Below are 20,280 nucleotides of genomic sequence, written 5' to 3' on the forward strand. Positions count from 1 at the left end.
AAATATGGAGGTAAGATTCGTTTGGAATTGTTTGAATTTATTTTATTGATGCTGGTGGCGGTCTCTTTATCCAATTTAGTAAACCGGTTTATACCTTCGATCTCCGTGCCTATTATTCAAATCGTGCTGGGGATGTTGATTACTTTGCTGCCCTTGCACTATGAACTGAAATTAAATCCGGAGCTGTTTTTACTTCTATTCATTGCCCCGTTACTGTTCAATGATGGCAGGCATGCGGATAAAGAAGCACTGTGGAAGCTAAAGAAACCGATCCTTTTGCTTGCACTGGGTCTGGTATTTGTAACAGTAGCCGTGATGGGATATTTCCTGAATTGGTTACTTCCGGTCATCCCGCTGGCGGCAGCCTTCGCATTGGCAGCAGCACTGGCGCCTACCGACGCTGTGGCCGTAGGCGCACTGGAGCAGAAAGTGAAGATCCCCCATCAGACAATGCAAATTCTTGAGGGAGAGTCTTTGATAAACGACGCATCAGGGCTGGTCTCCTTTCAGTTTGCCGTAGCCGCAATGGTCACAGGTGTATTCTCTTTCAAAACGGCCAGTATCAGCTTTATTGCGATTTCACTTGGCGGTGTGGTGTTGGGCCTGCTGCTCACCTTAGTAAAATATGGTGTGGTGAAGTGGTTGCGCAAACTGGGAATGGAGAATGTCACGCTTCATATGCTGATTGAGATCCTGACTCCATTTTTAATTTTCATGGCTGCTGAGAAATTGGGGGTCAATGGTATCCTGGCCGTTGTCGCCGCAGGAATTGCCCATTCTTTCGGTTACAAGAAAATGAACCCTGAAGTAGCCAAGCTAAGTGTTGTATCCAAAAGCACCTGGTCAGTTATTATTTTTGTATTAAACGGACTCGTTTTCCTCTTGCTTGGAACACAGCTTCCTGATATTATCCAGACAATTTGGAGTAACCCCGAAATAGGTAATTTTAAAATCATTATGTACACACTATTATTGACTTCGGCTGTACTCGGACTGCGGCTCATCTGGGCAATGCTGATGGATATTTTCGAAGGGACCAAACCGCGTGATCCTTGGGCGCTGAGGTTGAAGAAGGCGCTTATCCTCAGTCTTTCGGGAGTTCGGGGAACGATTACACTGGCGAGTACCTTGTCACTGCCGTTTTTACTTAATGATGGCACTGCATTTCCAGCCAGAGATCTGATCATTTTCCTCGCAGCTGGAGTTATCCTGTGGACACTTCTGGCATCCAACTATCTGTTGCCGCTTTTATTGGGTAAAGAAACACAAACGGAGCAGGAAGAGGACGAAATTCAGGCGAAAATTGAGATTCTGAGGAATGTGGTTACCGGATTAAATGAACTGATCACGGACCAGAATCGTCTTGCGATTGCCCAAATCATCAATACGTATACTTCCAGAATACGAACACTCAAGAAAGATGAGAAGAAGGATAAGGCACAGCGGTCCTTGGGTTTGTCCATATTGAAATGGGAAAGAGAAAATACGCTGCATGCGCTTGAAAAGAAAGAAGTGAATCCATACACAGCGTACCGTTACCTTAACCGAATTAACAAACTGTTGTTTATGCACACAAGAGATGCCCGTTATAAAAAAGAGTTTTTCCCCGTTAAGCATTGGGACGAAGTGTTCGGGATGCTGCAGCAAGTCCGGTTAAGCTTCCGTGAAAGAAGGGCTGAATTGAATAGTCTTAGAATTAAAAATATTACTTATGTCATTAAGCAGCTAAATGTTCAACTCGCAGAAGGCGAGCAAGATATGGAGATGGTCAGCTCGCTAATTCTGCAGTATGAACGAATGTTGCTGGGTCTGACCAGAAATGAAAAGGAAACCGGCACCCGAAAAGAGTTTGGCATATCGCTGCAGGAGCTGGCCCGAGTCGGAATTCAGCTGGAGAGAGACAACATCCAGTCCATGTTCGAGACAGGCAGGATTTCAAGACAGGGCGTGAAGGAGATGAAACGAGATATTCTATTCATGGAGCATGATTTGCGAGAAGAGACAAGCTGAGAGGTACCGTTCGATGTTTTTGTCAAAAACCTAGGGGGAATGCAAAGATCTCTTCCGAAAGCGCATTGAAGAAAACCGCTATTTTAGCGGTTTTTTTGTTTTTATGGAACTATAGAACTTTGTCCTTGACCTGAATACTCATAGGCTGTTTTTAGGCAAGGAGTTGCCTAGAGGATATAAGTGTGTTAAAGTACCTATTAACCAAACATCCTACGTTTGAAAAAAATAGATGAAATGAGGGCTTACGTATGCTTCAGAAAACAAATCGGCTGACACTGGTCGAGCAAGTCGCATTGCAAATGGAAAGACAGATCGAATCTGGCAAGTGGGCTGTCGGGACTCGTATTCCTGCTGAACCAGAATTGATGGTCGAGTTGAATGTTAGCCGTAATACATTGAGGGAAGCCATTCGAGCGTTGGTCCACGCAGGACTCTTGAAGACAAAACAAGGGGACGGGACGTATGTCTGCTCTTCGAGCGTGCTGGGCGTTGTGCTACATAAACGAATCATGCGCTCCGATACAATGCAGACATTGGAAGTCCGGCATGCGCTCGAGCGCGAGGGAGCCCATCTTGCCGCACAGCGCAGAACGGACGACGAGGCGCGCGAACTTCTTCTCCAATTGGAACGTTGGGAGGCGGCGGCAGCACGCGGTGACATGGATGGAATTGTAACAGAGGATATCCGTCTACACCAAGGCATCATCGCGGCGTCTCATAATGAAATCTTAATCGAATTATACAACCATATCGCGGACGCATCACAAGATACCATTATCAGCTTGACTCGTTATGAAATCGGCGCGAGTTTCAAGGAGATGCACCGGCATCTGGTTGAAGCGATAGTTGATCAAGATGCCGAACGTGCCGTGGCAGCGGTTCACCGTCATATTGCGGAATCGAAAGCTGTTTTTGAGGTCAAAGGAGATGAGCAGCCATGAGCGTACTAAGCGATACAAAGTCAACGATTGGGAAGAAACCGTTGTCGTTGGCTTGGCCAATCATCCTCGGCATCGTTCTGATTGCAATGATTATGCGGTCGCCTTTAACATCGGTAGGCCCATTGATCGGCTCGATTCGCGAATCCCTCGAACTGTCAAATGCTACAGCAGGTCTGCTCACTACGCTGCCGTTGCTTGCTTTCGCGCTGCTTTCGCCGTTCGCCCCCTTTCTGGCACGCCGTCTTGGGGTGGAACGAACTCTTCTTTATGCTTTGATTTTACTCATGGTAGGTATCGCGATCCGTTCGTTGGCCGCAACAGCTTCTTTGTTTGCAGGAACTGCTTTGATTGGGTTGGCGATTGCGGTGTGCAACGTACTCATACCAAGTCTGGTTAAGCGTAATTTTGCTCATCAAGTCGGTCTCATGACCGGTGTGTACTCGGTGTCGATGAATTTATCCGGTGCGATTGCATCCGGTGTCAGTGTTCCGGTCGCCCGTGATCTCGGTTTCGGCTGGAATGGTGCGCTCGGCATTTGGGGCGTACTCGTTCTTTTGGCTGCATTGTTCTGGTTGCCTCAAGCTCGGGCGAGTAGGGGGGGTGCCGTATCGGCAACAAGTGGTGCGCTCAAGCGTCGAAGTCTGTGGCGTTCGCCTCTAGCATGGATGGTTACGTTTTTTATGGGGATACAGTCTCTCCTTTTCTATGTTTTGGTCGCTTGGTTGCCAGAAATCATGACAAGCCGGGGATTGAGTGAAGACAGCGCCGGTTGGATGTTATCGCTGTTTCAAACTGCTGCGCTGCCTGTAGCGTTCATCGTGCCGATTGTTGCGGGACGCATGAAGAACCAACGTTTACTGGTCATCATCATGACTATTCTGTTGTTTGTTTCATTGGGAGGTCTTTACTTTGGGGGAAATGCGCTCATTTCGTTATGGACAGTTCTACTCGGAATTGGTGGGGGATGTGCGTTCAGCTTGGCCATGATCTTTTTAAGTTTGCGGACGAAAGATGCCCACGATACAGTTTCTTTGTCCGGCATGTCGCAATCCGTAGGATATTTGCTGGCAGCAACTGGACCGATCTTGTTTGGTTTGCTTCATGACATCACGGCAAGCTGGAACCCCCCGCTATTGCTTCTGCTTGGCGTTAGCGCTTTGCTGCTCCTGTTTGGTTTGGGCGCATCCAGCAATCGCACGGTATAAGAGAGAAGAATAAGCAGAGCTTGTGTAACACGCCGAATTCCAACGGCAGATGCAGAATGAGATTTGTAGCATCAATTCTGTCGGTTCTGCCGGAATACCATTTCAACTTTAAGGCAACCAAAAAGAATCGTTTATCCAAAAGACTATGTTGTTTGGGATGACTATCCATTTACTTAATAAAACCATTCGTTTAGATCTAGATTAAAATATTGATCTAGTTTCAAAATTCCTGTCGAGGGATACAACATCATCCCATTGAAAGTCGCTATTTTAGCGACTTTTTTTGTTTTAATGCTCCAAATTCTTGTCTGCTGTTACGGTTATGTATTACAAAAGGAACTTAATTTGAAGATAGGATGTTATACGGTTGACCTCAGAAAGTTCTTAGAGTAAAAAAATGGATTATTTAGAATCGATACGATTTGGTTTAGCGTCATGAATATATATCACATGACGTTTTTTTGATGTTTGCAGTTGGAAAACCGAAAAACTCATGTTCAGAATTGGTTCAGAATAGTTCGATATACTTTGCGTGTAATTGCAATTTTTAAAATGTACACGAGGGGGAAAATGAATTGAAGGGAAAACCAAACCAAAAAAGGTCCCAGATAACGAGTTCAAAATTTGAACTCATTAGAATTCCATTTATAGGAAAATGATAAACGCGGGAGGAAGAACATGAAAATTTTCAAACGAGGTCTGGCGATAGTATTGGCATTCCTGATGACGGTGGCGTTCATACCGCAGAATTATGCAGAAGCTGTTTCCGACGAATGGGAACAACTAAGTCCATTCCCAACAGCTAATACAATTAATGATGTAACCTATGGCAACCATCAATTTGTCGCAGTGGGACGAAATCAAGTGATTCTCACTTCCACTGACGGGAAGAATTGGATGGTTTCGGATCATCCAGAAGCCATTAATTCCAGTCTATCAAGTGTCAGCTACGGCAATGGCAGATTTGTCGCGGTTGGATCAAGCGGATTGGTAGTAACTTTGGTAGACGGGGAAACAGAGTGGAAGATTCAGAAGCAAAATATTACAACTTACGGTATATCTAGTGTTGTATACGGCACCGGGAAGTTTGTAGCAGTAGGGGCCGACGGGAAAGTGATGACCTCGACCGACGGGATGACTTGGACGGGACAGACCGTAGGTAGTACAAGTAACTTTCACATGGGTGTTACATATGGCAAAGATAAGTTTGTTGGAGTAGGGATTAGAGGATTTGTCATTCAATCCGCCGACGGGATTAGTTGGAGTACCAAAACGGTTAGTACTACTAACATGTTTTACGGAGTAACCTATGGCAACAACAAATACGTAGCCGTAGGGCAGAGTGGCTTGATTATGACATCGACAGATGGGACGAACTGGAACAGTATGACGAGCAATACCTCTGCCACTCTGAATAAAGTAATCTATGACAATATCAGCAACTTATATGTGGCGGTAGGCGGAGGAGGGACCATTGTTACTTCTCCTGATGGTACGACCTGGACAGTTCAAATAAAAGAGACTGCTAAGGATCTTAACGGCATCGGAACTGAAGATGGACTCATTGTGGTCGTTGGGTACAGCGGTGTGATCTTGACTTCAGACAATGGGATCTCATGGACAGACCAGTTGAAGGGAACGGCGGCAGGCCTCGAGGGCTTAGTTTATGGCAATGGTATGTTTGTTGCTGTAGGGAATGAACTGGTGGGATCGACAACCTCACAAAGTTTGATTCTCACATCTCCAGATGGGAAGGCTTGGATTAACCGGAAGCCATCCGTAGCACCTTTTACGCGAGATTATATTGGAAGTGTTAGTTATGGTAATGGCAAATTTATTGCATTGGGGTATAAGGAATCAGCCGCATTCCAGGGCCTTATTATGACCTCGTCCAATGGGCTATCCTGGACTGAGCAAACGTATGGTGAGGGTACGCTTTTAGGAAGTGTATATGGAGATCAGCAATATGTAATTGTAGGTGCTAACGGCACGATACTGACTTCATCAAATGGGGAGACTTGGACGAGCCAGGCTAATGAATCGTCAGACGTGCTCTATGGTGTCAGTTATGGAAACGGTCTATATGTCGCAGTAGGTGGCAGCACAGTTTTAACGTCTTCTGATGGGATAACATGGAAGCAACAACCCACTGACTCTTCAACCTATCTGTATAATGTAACCTACGGCAACGGTTTGTTTGTAGCGGTCGGGGAAGGCGGAAAGATCATTACTTCTTCCGATGGGTTAACCTGGACGGATCAAACGAGCCCGGTATATAGCGCCCTGCATGGTATTCATTATGACGAGAATGGCTTCAAAGCCGCTGGGGCTTCCGGAACCATTGTAACTTCGACAGATGGAATCACTTGGACGAAGCAACCTAGCGGTACTAACATTTATCTTATGGATATTGTTTCGAGCGGAAGCGAAGATGTAGTGATCGGACAGGAGGGGGTCATTTTACGGAAAACGGTAACGAACAGTACAATCAATCCCACAACTGGATTTTTCGATAAATACAGCTCATCACCGGATTACAAGGATGTAACAACAGAAGTTGTCTTAAACGGAAATGAACTTACTGGAATTACCAATGGAGTTGAAGCACTTGTGCTGGGTACCGACTATAACGTTGTTGCTGGTACGGTGACGATCAGTAAAGAGTATTTGTCGAAACAAGCGGAAGGAACGCTAAACTTGATCTTCACCTTTAGTAAGGGAGCACCACAGAAGCTGGAAGTTACAATCAGTGACACGACACCGCAGATGCTAACGGTTAGCTATTTGCCCGGAGATCACGGCGCTTTCGAAGGTACAAGCGAAAATGTAGCAATTGGTGGACATCCGGCAACGGTGCCAACAGTCACGCCAGCGGAGGGATATCATTTTGCAGGATGGAGCAGCGATGGCGGGATTACAACGCTTACAAGTCAACAAGTAACTGCAGTTACGGTGACAGCTGATGTGACGTATACCGCGTATTATAAAGTGTTTGTCATGGGGGACGCCGATGGCGACGGTAAAGTGACGGCTGCGGATGCACTTCTGTTGAGCAAATATATCAAAGGCAAGATCACACTAACGCCCGAGCAATTGCAGGCGCTTGACATGAATGGTGACGGTAAATGGGACGATGAAGATATCAAAGTGATTCTTGCCATCTCCGTGGGAAAGGGTTGATATAATGCGTTGGAAAAAAATCATATCTACAATGCTGGCGGCCGTAATGCTGTTGCCTTTCGGAACGACGGGTTATGCGGAGTCAGAAATAGCGTCAAACTCAATGAAGGTAAGCAGCGAAGAAGGGTATCCCGGAGATTCCGTTAGCGTGTCGGTATTTTTGACACCTGAGGAAATGATTAACCAATACGACATTTCGATTGGGTTCGATACCAACTCTCTGGAGCTGGAATCCGGAAATGAAGTGACAGATGAATTAGGGAGCTTTACAGATGAGGGAGATTTTGCAACGGATCTCTCCATTGATGGGACAATCAATGTAAAGGCTAATCCAGTATTGGTTGTAGAAAGAGATACAAAGGTGTTCACACTTCATTTCAAAATTAAGAACACTGCACAGTCTGGGGATTCTAACTTGAGTTTGCTCAAATACGAACTCTATGAGGGTAATGATATCGCTTCGACTACAGTAGAGAACGGAAAAATCACAGTAAAGGTAACAAATGCAGCGCACTCCGTTACGTTCGACTCGCAGGGAGGGAGCACGGTAGAGCCGGCGACTGATGTGGCTAACGGCATGACATTGAGTGCTCCGTCAACGCCTAATAAGGCGGGTTACACGTTTGCAGGGTGGTATAAAGATGAGTCCGGTACTGAAGCTTGGAATTTCGAAGAAGACGCTGTAACGTCCGATGTAACGCTGTACGCCAAGTGGACGCGGCACGCAGCACAGATCCAGATCGGTTCGGTCAGTGGTGCGCCGGGGGCTACAGTGGACGTACCGGTAACAGTGATCGACTCTACCTATGGAATTGCAGCTCACAGCCTACAGATTGATTTTGACACAGAGGGTCTGGAAGTAACGGGCGTTGTGGGTAATTCAGGAGATTACTTCGACTCCAATTACGATAACGATGCAGGCTGGCTCAAAAAAGTATGGGTAGACAGCGATGCAGGAGATACGCCAATTGCGGCTGGAGAGAAGTTGTTCACCGTCAGCTTCAAGATTAAGGGCGAGGCGACTTTAGGTGATAAGGCACTGACGGTTCAGACAGAAGAACCCACTCTTTTCTCTATCCTGGATTCGTCCGGGGAAGAGATGAATAAAACGTTGATCCCTGGCAAGGTAACGGTAAAAGAGGGACCGATACAACACACTGTATCGTTCGACTCCAAGGGAGGTAGTGTGGTTTCCAGTATCGCCAATGTGGATAGCGGCAAGACAATCAGTGCTCCGCCAGCGCCGACGAGAGCGGACTACACATTCGCAGGCTGGTACAAAGAACCAGCGGGAACAAATGCTTGGAACTTTGCGGCAGATATAGTCATATCTGATATGACATTGTTTGCGAAGTGGACAATCGGTGGTTCTAACAATGGTTCAAATAGTTCGAATAACTCTGGCACGCCATCAATTCCAAGTACACCGACCGTCGAGAAACCTGCGGGCTTACAAGTCATTGTTGACGGCATTGTGAAAGACCAAATTGCTACAGGATCGATGACTAAAGAGAACGGCAAATCGGTGTTGACGGCTACGATCGATCCATCCAAACTAGTTGATCAGCTCAAACAGGCGGCCAACAAATCCACCGTGATTATCCCCGTAACCGGAAGTGTGGACACAGTATTGGTCGTTTTGACGGGTGAAGCGGTGAAGAGTATGGAAAACAAGCAAGCGATTTTGGAAGTTCAGACGCCAAACGGTACCTACAAGCTGCCTGCCGGGCAAATCGCCATTGATAACATTTCCTCTAAACTGGGCGAACAGGTCAAACTTTCGGACATTGTCGTTCATGTGGAAATTACCAAGAGTAATGAGGCTGTGGTGGTTCTCGCGGAAACTGCGGCGGCTCAAGGAGGATTTGAGATTGCGGCTCCGCCTGTTACCTTTAATGTTACGGCATCCTACAAAGGTAAAACGGTAGGCGTCGAGCAGTTCAGCAGCTACGTGAAACGCGAAATTCCGCTTCCCGCTGGCGTTGATATGAGCAAGGTGACAACGGCAGCCGTGCTGAATTCAGATGGAAGTGTACGCCATGTTCCGACCTATATCACAAGTCGTGATGGGAAAAATTATGCGACCGTGAACAGTCTAACCAACAGCGACTATTTCCTGGTCTGGAATCAGAAGAACTTCGCAGATGTGGAAGGTCATTGGTCGAAGCAGGCCGTAAATGATATGGCTTCCCGCTTAATTATCAAAGGTAAAGACGAGAACCATTATGAACCTGATGCTGTCATTACAAGGGCAGAACTCACAGCCATCGTGGTTCGCGCGTTGGGCTTGTCTGATAATGGCAACGAGACGACGTTTACTGATGTTACGTCCAGTGATTGGTATGCTGGCGCTATCGCCAAGGCTGTGGAATATGGCTTGATTGAAGGCTATGAAAACCAGACCTTCGCTCCTAACCAAACCATTACTCGGCAAGAAGCATTGGTGATCATGAACCGGGCTTTGAGACTCGCGGGTCTAGAAACCGACGGAGCCGATGCAATATCTCTGCTGTCTCCGTTTGCAGACCAAGCAGCGGTTGCTGCCTGGGCGAAACAGGCCATGGCTGCAGCCGTGAAGAACAGACTTGTGGAAGGATCGACTGAAGGCTTGATGCCAACAAAGAACCTGACTCGGGGCGAAACTGCAGCGATAGTACAACGTTTTTTGGTAGGAAGCAATTTGATCGATAATCAGAATAACTGACAAATAGTTTAACAATATTACAAACCAGCCTACTATATATTTTTATTAGAGGCTGGTTTTTCTTTTTTATTACTTGATGGAGGAGAAGAACTTTCAAGTCTCAATCACTTCCTGACGATGTATAAAAACTTCATAAATTCCTTCGTTTTTATAACAGAGATTTTTCATTTAGATTGTGTATGCTGGTCTTAAGGAAACGAAATGGAAAAATGTATTCGCATTACGTAACTGGTGCGTCTGCACAAAGTATTGTAGAGTTGTAGGAGCAATTACGCGATGAAGGTGAGAAATATGGAGATCAATAATATTCTTGTTGTAGACGATGAACCGGAAATTCGAGAAGCTCTCGTTATTTACTTAAAAAGCAATGAAGTAGATGTATTTACGGCCTCTAACGGATTGGAGGCACTGGAGATCCTTGAACAAGAAACGATTCATCTTATTATCATGGACCTCATGATGCCGCAGCTTGATGGGATCAAGACGACATTTAAAATTCGTGAAGATAAAAATATACCGATCATTATGCTTTCCGCCAAATCGGAGGATAGTGACAAGATTTTGGGACTTAATGTTGGAGCCGATGACTATATAACAAAACCATTTAATCCCTTGGAACTGGTCGCTAGAGTCCGATCTCAGCTACGCCGGTTTACGAATTTAGGTTCCTTTCACTCCATTGGGGAAGAGATCATTCAAGTGAAAGGACTCGTGTTGAACAAAAGCTCGAAAACTGTTGAAGTGGATGGAGAGGACGTTAGACTGACTGCGAAGGAATACAAAATTTTGGAGCTGTTAATGGAGAACAAGGGCCGAGTTTTCTCGATTGAAGAGATTTATGAACGCGTGTGGAATGAACCGGTTTTTGCTTCAGAGAATACGGTTGCCGTACATGTGAGAAATATTCGTGAAAAAATTGAGATCAATCCTAAAGACCCAAAATATTTGAAGGTGGTATGGGGAATTGGATACAAAATTGAGAAAAAGTAAAGCGGATCGAACGATTGGAATCGACCCTCTTGTCCTCATCATCGCAGTTATTTTAGGGATCTTCTTACTTATTAACGAGTATTCATACTTGGGGGTGGGTCTGAGATTTTCAACTTCACGTTTTATTTTGGAACTACTTTCCATTATTATCTTGGGTTTGTTGGTAGCCAGACTGTTTCGTTATTTTAAGGCGCCTCATAATAAACGTACCTTCTGGGATGGCAGTGTGTTGCTAGATTACTTTTATATTTGGAGGACCGGTTTTAGAGCCAGTCTGCAAAACGGGAGACTAACGTTTGGCCTCATTATTATGTTTCTGCTGACCGCCTTAGCCGGCATTTGTTTTTGGGAGGCAGTCACATATTACGGAGAGGGATGGCTCATCCTTTATTTGTTGCTATTTGTGCTGTTTGTGGTTCCTTATATGCTCTCCAAGCTTAGACGTTTCATCGCTATCATCAATGGAAGTAAAAAGATTGCCGAAGGGAATATTCAGAGTTCAATTCAAGATGCTGCCGGAAACGATTCCCTATCTGAACTTGCTGGCTATATTAACAATATGAAAGCCGGGTACCAAAGCGCATTGGAACATCAAATGAAAAGCGAGCGGTTAAAAACGGAACTGATAACTAACGTATCGCATGATTTGAAGACTCCGCTTACTTCGATTATCAACTATGTCGATTTATTAAAAAAAGAAAATCATACTTCGGAAACCAGCCGAGCCTATATTGAAACGCTGGAGCGCAAGTCGCTTCGACTGAAACTGTTAATTGAAGACCTGTTCGATATCTCTAAGATGGCCAGCGGTTCAATAGAGCTGGATATGGAGTACATCGATGTGGCAACGTTATTGACACAAGCGATAGCGGAATCCAACACTCATATGGGACAGGAGTCGCTCGAAATGCGGGAGAGGATTGCCAAGTTCCCGATCCATGCGTATTTGGATGGTAATAAAATATGGCGTGTATTTGAAAATCTAATTAACAACGCGCAGAAATATTCGCTTCCAGGAACTCGCATCTATATTTACTTGGACGAAACGGATGATCTGGTAAGATTCAAAATTCAAAACACCTCTGCCTATGAGATTGATTTTGATGCGGAAGAACTGTTCGAACGTTTCAAAAGAGCAGACGAATCCCGCCAGACAGAGGGCTCGGGACTAGGTCTAGCTATTGTGAAAAGCATCGTTGAGTTGCATGGAGGGCAGATCAAAGTCGAGATTCACGGCGATCAATTCAACGTTATTGTGCATTTACCCAAGAAGCGCTGAATGAAATAAAAGATCATCAACAGGGTACATATGTTGGTGATCTTTTTTTTGCGAATTAAATTCAACGGTACTAACTCAATAATCCCCAACGGAAAGCATAGGCAACGACCTGTGTCCGATTTTTTGCACGCAGCTTGGTCATCAAGCTGCTTACGTAATCTCTCACTGTATACTCGCTGAGGAACAACAAGGAAGCGATTTTCTTGTTATCATAACCTTCCGCCAGAAGTTCGAGAACGGTTGCCTCTCTTTCTGTTAAAGCGATGGCCATCGTTTTGGCGGTATTTTCCTTCTCTTTCCTAGATAAAAACAAACCAATCCTTTTTCCCACTTGTTCAAGCAAATCCAGCTCAGACTTCGTGCAATCAAATGAATCTCCCATTTGGTCAAAAGTGACCCAGCCATACAATTGATGCTCGTGAGCAATCGGTATAAATATAATCGAAGACAACTGAAATAACTGGATATGCTCATCCCTTAGATAAGGTTTTGGATTCTTCAAATAGATCGGTCTTTTAGAGTTGAAGATTAGATTTTGCTCGGTCAATTGTCCTTTCATACTCTGAATTTTCGGAAGTTCTTCACCAATGACCCCATAGAACTGGTTGGACCAAGGTACATAGGCATAGAAGACACAACGTTTATAATTGAAATACTTCTCACATTTTTTCAGGATAAAGGCTAGATCTGAAGCTCCCGAAGAACTGACTAGGAGTTGGTTTAATTGGTCCAACAGACGCAGTTTTATTAATTCGTTATTTTCCTCCGTTTCATGATTACCAGACTCCGTATCAGCCCACTTATGAAAGCTATGCATCAGATACGAAAAGACAGATAACAGGAACATAAGCGGGTCCAACATCCGTTGATGTTTCAGTTGTATTAATAGTGTTAGTAAAGATTTTTCCAATATAATTTGAAGCCATTGTAAGCTTGCCATATTTAAAATAGTTAGCTGGGATTGAACCCAGGTATCCAAATAAGAAGAATAATGATTATCCATATGATCCAAGTCTGAATAAGTAAACATCTGAAAAAAGGATCTCATCAGTACTTCCGTTTCGATCCGATGTGTTTCAGAAATATTAGCTTCCGCGATCAGGTAAATGTTTGTGTTTTCTTCAAGCTGTTTGCTATGCGTTTTGAAAAATAATACAAATTCCTGAAAAGTCATTTCAGTATATGGATGAAAATTTTGTGTCATAATAAGTCGTTCCCTTCAAATGAAATACCCTACAAATGGGGGGTATACAATCCATTATTACACAGAACTTTATAGGATAGTATTTCAAAATTAAAGGAGTAAGATTGAGGAGTACAAGTTCATGAATCTTACTATGAAGAAATGGAGCGGTTGAATCTTATGAAATTAAATGAAAAAGTAGCTATTGTTACAGGTGGTGCTAGTGGAATTGGAGAAGCCACTGTTCGCCTTTTCGCAAAAGAAGGAGCAAAAGTGGTCATTGCTGACTTTTCTGAACATGGTAAAGAACTAGCTGCCGAACTCAACGGGGAAGGTCATGATACGTTATTTGTCAAAACAGATGTGACTAAAGAAGAAGATATTAAACACATGATTAATGAAACCGTTGAGAAATACGGTAAGCTGGATATTATGTATGCAAATGCAGGGGTTGCTGATGACGAAATCGCTGATGTATTGTCATATGATAAATGGAAACGGACGATCGATATTAACTTGTCAGGGGTATTTCTTTCCGATAAATATGCGATTGAGCAGTTCCTTAAGCAAGGAAATGGTGGAGTTATTGTTAATGCTGGCTCAATCCACAGCTTTGTTGCGTTGCCTAAAACGACAGCGTATGCCTCGGCAAAAGGAGGCGTTAAACTGTTAACTCAGAATTTATGTACTGCATATGCAAGCGAGGGAATCCGTGTCAACGCGGTATGTCCAGGATACATTGAAACGCCTCTGTTGAAAAATGTAGATGTAAAAAGCAAAGAATATTTAACTTCACTTCACCCACAGGGCAGACTTGGACGACCAGAAGAAGTAGCAAAAGCTGTATTATTCTTAGCCAGTGATGATGCTAGTTTCGTGAATGGTACAACCTTGCTTGTTGATGGAGGGTATACCGCACATTAATTTTGGTGAGATAAAAGATGATTTTATCTGAAAACCAATGTTCAAATCGAAATAAACCTCTAATCATTGAAGAATTCATTCATGATTAGAGGTTTTCTTTTACATACGGCCGAGGCTATAGAAGCTTCCTAAAATACCCTTTGACAGAGCATTAAGGTTTGCTGCATACTGACTTTATAAAGTTGTTTTATAAAGATGGTTACAAAACGCACGGCTACATTAGAAAGGACCAATGGAGATACAGGAGGTGAGCGTTATGGTATATATAATTTTAGCAGCTATCATTTGGATTGGGGCATATGCGGCTTTGAAATTGTCGAATCAGCCTATAGAAGTGAAGCCAGTTCGATCCATTAATGATCTCTTTGAATAGATAAAGGAATTGCCATAGATACTTAATAAGTTTACTTTATAAAGATGAATAATAAATCCAACTTGAAGTCGGAGGATTTAAAATGATTAAACTCGTAGTAACTGATCTGGATGGAACATTTTTGAATAATCAAGGTTCGTTTGATAATGAACTTTTTAATGAAGTACATGAAGAAATGCAAAAGAAAGGAATAACGTTTGTTGCCTGTACGGGAAAACAGTGTGAACGAGTAGAAAAGTTGTTTGGTAACCATGGAAAAGGAATTTGGATTCTCGGAGATAGCGCGGCCAGAATTAAGAAAGATGGAAAAGTCGTCAAAGAGTTTAGCATTGATCGCACGCTTGTTCTGCGAGCCATTGAAGAAATTCAAGGTTTTGATCCCCAAATGACAATCATTGTATGTGCAAGCGATGCAGCATACGTACATTCCTCGATCTCTGATGATATGTACAACGTAGTTAAAGGCTCTTATGAACAAGTCATAAAAGTGGATTCCTTCTCTGAAATCGAGAGTGATTTTATCAAAATAACCGTATTTGATACAGAAGGCAGAAGCACAATGCTTAGAAAACATGTAGAACAAACGTTAAATGGGCAAATCTATATTGTCGACTCTGAAGCCAGATGGCTGGATATTACTGCTCTTCATACTCATAAAGGCGAAACGGTAAAAAAATTACAGGATATGCTGGGGGTAACTGCGGAGGAAACGATGTCGTTCGGTGATGGAGAAAACGATGTTGAACTGATGACAATTGCTAAGTACAGCTTTGCTGTTAGCAATGCTTGCGAGAACACCAAAAAAGCAGCAAGTTTCATCACAAAATCTAATGAAGAAAACGGCGTTCTAATAACCATTCAAAAAATGATGGATTTACAGTAGGACTGGCTCTAAACATTCAAATAGAAATTACTATATGACAAAGGCTGTGAAAAGGAGCGTGTGATATTTGCATAAAAATGTATATTTGTCAGGCTCTATACTTACTTCTGGGGAACGACGGAAATTGGAACGGTTAAATACGATTATGGAAGCACATTTCTTAACCACACATCTACCACATAGAGACATAGAAACTCAATTTCTGGACTCAAAAAGTAGAGATGAAATGTTCAAATTCACTGTTAAGGCGATAGAAGAATGTGATATGTTTGTCGCTGTTATAAACAACAATGGCTTGAATTTAAGTAATACCTGCTGGGAGCTTGGTTATGCTTATGCGCATAAGAAACCTATCTTTTGTCTACATGAAGGTGAATTCGATATCAATCAATGGGGACAACTCATGTTGATGAATTCTTCAGTTGTTTGTCATAATGTGGAAGAACTTAAAGAACAATTAGATCTTACATTACAAAAAATAAGTGCATCCTCATAATTGATCAGAAATACAAATAAAACGGTACGAAGTACCATATGAAACAAACGCCGGCGACCTTAACAGGTGACCGGCATTTCGCTTATTTTTTCGGCATTTTACTCTCATCCATGTATAACAGGTTCCAGCGGTGACCGTCCAGGTCGGCAAATCCTGCGCCGTACATCCAGCCGTCGCTTTCACTCGGTTTGCCAAAGATGCTTCCTCCAGCAAACTCCACTTTTTGAATAAAGGTATCTATTTCTTCTCTGCTTTCAGCGCCAATAGAGAATATTACTTCTGCGCTATGGGAAGTATCTGCTGTTTTTGAACCTGTAAATTTCTCAAACGCTGACTCCGGGAACAATAGAATAGCTGTTTGACCTATGGAAAGCTTGGCTCTTTCGTTCCCAACGCTCACCGCTTGGAATCCAATCTCATTGAAAAAGGCAGTTGACTTCTCAACATCTTTGACAGGCAGGTTAATCCAGATTTCTTGTGGCATGGCTGTCGCCTCCTAAATAAAATTTTAACTAAGCTTAATATACTCTACTTCTGGCAGCAGATGCGAATCTTATCAAAGAAATAAATGAATGTTATTATTATGAATATTGAACAAATGGAGGGATGGACATAGATAAGAAGAAGTACTTTATCCTGATGCCACCGATGTTAATCATTGGACTGTTTGTAATTTACTTTCTTCCAGCAAACCAGAGATCATATGTATTCTTAGTTCCTATTGTATTTTGGTTGGCATACTATATCTGGGTATTTGTTGAACGAAAACAAGATAAAAAAGAGAATAAGAAATTATAGGTTGAGAGGTGTTAAAATGATTTCGCATCGCTTGCTTACTCACGATACAATTATTGAATTATTGCCCAACATTAATACAGAACAGAATTTGCTTTTTTATAGTTATTTAACGCAACGTATGGATAAGGCTCAATATGTTGGTCAATTTATGAATAGTCAACTTACAGCCGTATTAGCTTATTATAGCGAACTATCCTTTCCAGCATTTTCTTTCTTCCGAGTTGAAGGTCGGGACATCTTTTTGCCAGAACTCGTTGCTTTTACAAGAGAAACGATCCAACTTGACGAAAGTGCTGTATGTGGTACGATACTCTGTCAACGGGACCTTGAACTTTTTCAATCCTTCGGTCTCATCAAAGGAATTCCTCAGCGTTTTCTAACGATGAAACATCAGGATGAATCGAAACTCCTTGAAGCTCACATTGCAAAAAAGATAAATGAAAATGAATATTCTAAGGTAATTGATTTTTTACATAGTGGGGAAATGAGGTTTTTCACAAGAAGTGAGTTAGAGAATTACCCTTTCCTTGGAATTAAGGAAGGGGAAGATTTCATAGCTGTTGGTGGCTACCATTTTTATGACTCTCAGCTAGTAGAGCTTGGGAATATTGTTACCAGGTTAGATTACAGAGGCAGAGGATTAGCTAAACGCCTAACCAGTGAATTGACACACCTCGGTAAAAAACGGTCACCAGATGTTTATCTGGGCGTTTTAGCAAATAACGTGCCTGCTGTTCGCTTATATGAAGGCTTGGGGTATCAAACAACAATGGAACTTTATATTGTCAATTTTACTTTATCCACGACAAAAATATAGTCCAAATCTATAGTCGCTACTTTAGCGGCTTTTTTTGTTTGATTGGTACAAAAACTAAATTCAGTGTAGCTTACTCTAAAAAACGAATGAACACTCCATATCATCTCTATATAGTTCGTAAATAACTGTGAACAATACGTTAATTCATTGACAATGAGTGTAATATTTATTAAAATTCGAAAGGGCATCAGGGTAAAGCAGATATGAGTATCCTTATCATTGGTTTAGAATCTTAGCTTTTTAATCCTAATGACGAATATAGGAGCGGTAATATTACAATCCTATGACGATGATTAGGATTTTTTTGTTTTTAGCTTTGGTGAATAATTTGAAAGTTGGAGGCTGGCTTTAATCATGGACAATTGGTTCAAACTAAAAGAAAGAGGCACGACCGTATCAACGGAGATCATCGCAGGGATTACGACATTTTTCACGATGGTATACATAGTGATCGTAAACCCAGGAATACTCAGCAGTACGGGCATGGACTTTAACGGCGTATTCATTGCTACGGTGCTGGCAAGTATTGTCGCGACACTGATTATGGGAATCGGGTCCAATTATCCGATTGTCATAGCGCCTGGTATGGGTCTGAATGCATTCTTTGCCTATAGTGTAGTTGCTGGATATGGTGTGTCTTGGCAGGTTGCACTAGGAGCGGTATTTATAGCAGGGCTTTTGTTTATTATTTTATCACTTACTTCATTTCGTTACATGCTGCTTGATGCCATTCCTGCGAGCCTTAAGCACGCGATAACAGCAGGTATCGGATTGTTTATCACAACAGTAGGTCTGCAAAATTCCGGGATTATTGCCGATTCAGAATCGAATTTGATTACGATCGGGAACTTGGCAGAACCTATGACTTACTTGACCATTATCGGATTAATTATCACTGTTGTGCTTATGGCATACAATGTAAAAGGTTATCTGTTCATCGGAATGGTGGTCACAGCGGTTCTTGCCTGGATCATGGGACTATTTCAAATGCCTGAGTCGATTGTATCCTTGCCGCAAGGCCTCACGTCAACGGCTTTCCAATTGGATTTGGCAGGTGTATTCTCTAATGGTTTGTATACCATCATATTTACATTCCTGTTGATCACGCTGTTTGATACGACGGGGACCATGCTCGGCGTTGCTGAGCAAGCAGGACTGCTGAAGGAAGGTAAGTTTCCGCGCTCACGCGGCGCCCTATTGGCAGATGCCGTAGGAACTACCACCGGCGCTTTGCTCGGAACGAGCCCAACATCGGCTTATATCGAGTCCAGCACAGGGGTGGCTGCAGGAGGAAGAACAGGGCTGACGGCGGTAACGGTAAGTGTACTGCTTGCTCTTACGTTGTTCTTTACACCTATCGTAAGTGTCATATCAGGTATCCCGGCGATTACTTCTCCGGCACTGATTATTGTGGGTTACTTTATGATTAGCGTAATCAGCAAAATCAACTGGAAGGATCTCGAAGAAACATTTCCTGCCTTCTTGATTATCATACTTACTCCGTTGACGCACAGTATTGCGACAGGGATCGGTGTTGGCTTTATTTTCTATCCGGTACTCAAGCTGCTTCGCGGAAAGGGTAAGGACGTTCATCCGATATTCTACATTTTTGCCGTATTGTTCTTCATTCAGCTTGTATTCCTGGACCACTAAGAAACAGTTTAATCATAAAAAGGAGAACTGCTTATATAGAGGCGGCTCTCCTTTTTGATATGTAGCCCTCGGTTTAATCCTTTAGAGGAGAATTCTTCTTCGTATTTAATACTTCAAATGCTTCTTTTAAAAAATCCATAGTATGCTTAGGCACCAACGATTCATAGGGTTTTACGTTTTTATACAGTTCTTCGTTATTTACCTCGTCATTAAAAAACAGATTACTTAATGGAGTATCTGCAAATATATCGTGCAACTGCTGCTGTATGAAAGGATGGTCTGGTTTAAGATCCTTTACGATAGCTCGATGGACCAGCAATAACAAATTGTAAAGTTGTCCATCCAAGTACGTTTGCTTAGAGAAATCCTCTGGAAACACCTGATCGATAATATCTACAGAGATATACTTTTGAAGCAGCTTTTTTTGAGCCTGCTCAACACGCATGGAATTCATAAGGAGCATAAGTATTTCAGAGTTTGATTCATTGAGTTGATCTTGCTCGGTTACCAATTTAATTCGTTCAATTGATGCTAAAGAATAATCAATTGCTTCTCTGCGCTGCCGTAGTGATTGTTCTTGAACTCTAATGATTTCATTGAAAGAATAATTTGGATTATCCAAAGAGACTTTAATCTCGTTTAATGAAAGACCTAGACTTTGCAATAATTGGATTTCATGAAGCCTTTTAAAATCCTCATTTACATATATATAATGTTCATTTTCATTTTTTTGTGAGGGTACTAATATGCCAAGTTGTCGATAATGTCTTAATGTACGAACCGTTGTGTTTGCCAGTTTTGCAAATTTACTCACCGTTAATCTCATCTAAAATTCCTCTTTTCA

Annotated in this window: 15 protein-coding genes; 12 read left to right on the forward strand and 3 right to left on the reverse strand. The window is 42.7% G+C overall.

The annotated features are described in order from the left end of the window. The first annotated feature begins 21 nt into the window (after positions 1–21). From MHB84_RS26555 to MHB84_RS26585, 7 genes are all read left to right on the forward strand, one after another. Positions 22–2,010, forward strand: coding sequence for a Na+/H+ antiporter (locus MHB84_RS26555; RefSeq protein ID WP_076291393.1), 1,989 nt, complete (start codon positions 22–24; stop codon positions 2,008–2,010). Positions 2,011–2,258: 248 nt separating this feature from the next. Further along, complete coding sequence (locus MHB84_RS26560; RefSeq protein WP_076291392.1) at positions 2,259–2,951, forward strand: FadR/GntR family transcriptional regulator; 693 nt, start codon at positions 2,259–2,261, stop codon at positions 2,949–2,951. Next, positions 2,948–4,156, forward strand: coding sequence for a CynX/NimT family MFS transporter (locus MHB84_RS26565; RefSeq protein WP_076291391.1), 1,209 nt, complete (start codon positions 2,948–2,950; stop codon positions 4,154–4,156). Before MHB84_RS26560 ends, MHB84_RS26565 begins: the two co-directional genes overlap by 4 nt. 678 nt (positions 4,157–4,834) lie before the next feature. Beyond that, entirely contained in the window at positions 4,835–7,336 is a 2,502-nt protein-coding gene (locus MHB84_RS26570) for a X2-like carbohydrate binding domain-containing protein (RefSeq protein ID WP_076291390.1), read from the forward strand. Positions 7,337–7,340: 4 nt separating this feature from the next. After that, the gene (locus MHB84_RS26575) at positions 7,341–10,040 is read left to right on the forward strand and encodes an InlB B-repeat-containing protein (RefSeq protein WP_076291389.1); all 2,700 of its coding nucleotides are present in this window, start codon (positions 7,341–7,343) and stop codon (positions 10,038–10,040) included. 291 nt (positions 10,041–10,331) lie between these two features. Then, positions 10,332–11,030 carry a response regulator transcription factor gene (locus tag MHB84_RS26580; protein WP_076291430.1) on the forward strand — a complete coding sequence of 233 codons (699 nt, stop codon included), beginning with the start codon at positions 10,332–10,334 and terminating at the stop codon, positions 11,028–11,030. Continuing rightward, the gene (locus MHB84_RS26585; RefSeq protein WP_143764813.1) at positions 11,005–12,309 is read left to right on the forward strand and encodes a sensor histidine kinase; all 1,305 of its coding nucleotides are present in this window, start codon (positions 11,005–11,007) and stop codon (positions 12,307–12,309) included. The genes MHB84_RS26580 and MHB84_RS26585 overlap by 26 nt, the downstream gene beginning before the upstream one ends. A gap of 70 nt (positions 12,310–12,379) precedes the next feature. Here the strand turns inward: MHB84_RS26585 and MHB84_RS26590 are convergent, their stop codons facing one another. After that, on the reverse strand, positions 12,380–13,513 hold the full coding sequence (locus MHB84_RS26590) for a LuxR C-terminal-related transcriptional regulator (RefSeq protein ID WP_076291388.1): 1,134 nt from the start codon (positions 13,511–13,513) through the stop codon (positions 12,380–12,382). Between the two features lie 159 nt (positions 13,514–13,672). On the opposite strand from MHB84_RS26590, the gene MHB84_RS26595 reads away from it, so the two are divergent. From MHB84_RS26595 to MHB84_RS26605, 3 genes are all read left to right on the forward strand, one after another. Then, positions 13,673–14,416, forward strand: a complete 744-nt coding sequence (locus MHB84_RS26595; protein ID WP_076291428.1) for an SDR family NAD(P)-dependent oxidoreductase — start codon at positions 13,673–13,675, stop codon at positions 14,414–14,416. A 455-nt stretch (positions 14,417–14,871) separates the two neighbouring features. Continuing rightward, positions 14,872–15,672: a Cof-type HAD-IIB family hydrolase gene (locus MHB84_RS26600; protein ID WP_076291387.1), complete on the forward strand. Its 801-nt coding sequence runs from the start codon at positions 14,872–14,874 to the stop codon at positions 15,670–15,672. Between the two features lie 85 nt (positions 15,673–15,757). Beyond that, positions 15,758–16,168, forward strand: a complete 411-nt coding sequence (locus MHB84_RS26605; RefSeq protein ID WP_326101879.1) for a nucleoside 2-deoxyribosyltransferase — start codon at positions 15,758–15,760, stop codon at positions 16,166–16,168. A gap of 82 nt (positions 16,169–16,250) precedes the next feature. Here the strand turns inward: MHB84_RS26605 and MHB84_RS26610 are convergent, their stop codons facing one another. Further along, positions 16,251–16,652, reverse strand: coding sequence for a VOC family protein (locus MHB84_RS26610; protein WP_076291385.1), 402 nt, complete (start codon positions 16,650–16,652; stop codon positions 16,251–16,253). Between the two features lie 330 nt (positions 16,653–16,982). On the opposite strand from MHB84_RS26610, the gene MHB84_RS26615 reads away from it, so the two are divergent. Together MHB84_RS26615 and MHB84_RS26620 are read left to right on the forward strand one after the other, a co-directional pair. Continuing rightward, positions 16,983–17,783, forward strand: a complete 801-nt coding sequence (locus tag MHB84_RS26615; protein WP_076291383.1) for a GNAT family N-acetyltransferase — start codon at positions 16,983–16,985, stop codon at positions 17,781–17,783. Positions 17,784–18,137: 354 nt separating this feature from the next. Further along, positions 18,138–19,436, forward strand: coding sequence for an NCS2 family permease (locus MHB84_RS26620; RefSeq protein WP_063563691.1), 1,299 nt, complete (start codon positions 18,138–18,140; stop codon positions 19,434–19,436). A 73-nt stretch (positions 19,437–19,509) separates the two neighbouring features. On the opposite strand, the gene MHB84_RS26625 is transcribed toward MHB84_RS26620, so the two are convergent. Then, a complete protein-coding gene (locus tag MHB84_RS26625) occupies positions 19,510–20,250 on the reverse strand; it encodes a MerR family transcriptional regulator (protein ID WP_341143077.1) in 741 nt (246 codons plus the stop codon). Between the last annotated feature and the right edge of the window lie 30 nt (positions 20,251–20,280).

Origin of the sequence: Paenibacillus sp. FSL F4-0087 (genome assembly GCF_038020215.1) — a bacterium.
Taxonomy (GTDB): Bacteria; Bacillota; Bacilli; order Paenibacillales; family Paenibacillaceae; genus Paenibacillus; species Paenibacillus taichungensis.